The sequence below is a fragment of the Agreia pratensis genome (genome assembly GCF_900177685.1).
GTDB lineage: Bacteria > Actinomycetota > Actinomycetes > Actinomycetales > Microbacteriaceae > Agreia > Agreia pratensis.
Genome location: NZ_FXAY01000010.1, coordinates 1 through 1,132, shown reverse-complemented (window position 1 = coordinate 1,132; position 1,132 = coordinate 1). Strand labels below are relative to the sequence as shown.

Below are 1,132 nucleotides of genomic sequence, written 5' to 3'. Positions count from 1 at the left end.
AATTGAATGCGTGACTCGACCCGGTGTCGGTGGCTGCTGTTTGACTTCTCGTATGTTCACCACGATCCCTCCCCTTGAGCCCGACCCGTATGTGGTCGCACTCGAGGAGGTCGCCGCCCTCGATCAGCAGATAGCAGTGCTGTCTGCGGCCAGGGCCGAACGCGTCACCGACGCGAGAAACCACCTCCACCAGCAGGCCCCCACCGACAGGTCTACGGGTGGGCCGGTGTGGTCGAGAGCCCGGGTCGAGCGGGTCGAGCTTGTCACTGAACTCGCCCAGCTCACCCGTCGCACCGAGTACCGGGCAGCGACCCTCGTCGATACCAGCACCGTGCTCGTGGATCGGCTCCCGGCCACCCTGGCAGCCGTCGCTGCGGGGGTCGTGTCGTGGGAGCACGCTGAGGTCATCGCGAAACACGCCGACGGCCTTCAGGGTGAGGCGTTGGTGTCGTACGACACCCGGCTCGCGGCGCTGGCGGTTGAGGTGAATCCGAAACAGCTCGACCGCACGGCGAGGGCGCAGGTCGAACTATCTCAACCCTCCACGGCGGTCGAACGGGCAGAGAAAGCAGCGGCGACGCGGCGTATCTATGTTGATCCGGCAGCGGATGGCATGGCCTACCTGACCCTGTTCGCACCGGCACCCGAGATCCACGCCATCACCGACCGTGCCACCCGCCTGGCCGCAGGGCTTCGAGCGTCGGGTGATCCGCGGAGTATGGGGCATCTGAAACTCGATGTCCTCACCGATCTGCTGCTCAACGGTGAAACCTCCATTCCTGGTGCGACCCGTGGGATCCGGGGACGGGTCCATGTGATGGTCCCCGCGATGACACTCCTCGGTGTTGGCCAGGAAGCAGCGATCCTCCGAGGGTACGGACCCATCGACCCCGCTACCGCGGCCCAACTCACCGCGGAGGCGACGTCGTGGAGGCGGATCCTCACCGACCCGGTCACGGGCCGCATTCTGACCACGGACCCCCGCGACTACCGGCCCACGGCCCGGATGATCGACCACGCGAGACTCGTGCACCCGACATGCGTGTTCCCCGGATGCACCGTCCCATCGGAACAGGCCGACATCGACCACACCGAAGACCACGCCTTCGGCGGCAACACGATTCCCGAGAAC

At 66.3% G+C, this 1,132-nt stretch carries 1 protein-coding gene; it reads left to right on the top strand.

From position 1 onward, the window contains the following. Nucleotides 1-52: 52 nt before the first annotated feature. Nucleotides 53-1,132 (top strand): HNH endonuclease signature motif containing protein (locus tag B9Y86_RS17260; RefSeq protein WP_139824966.1); only part of this gene is annotated, 1,080 nt, incomplete at its 3' end.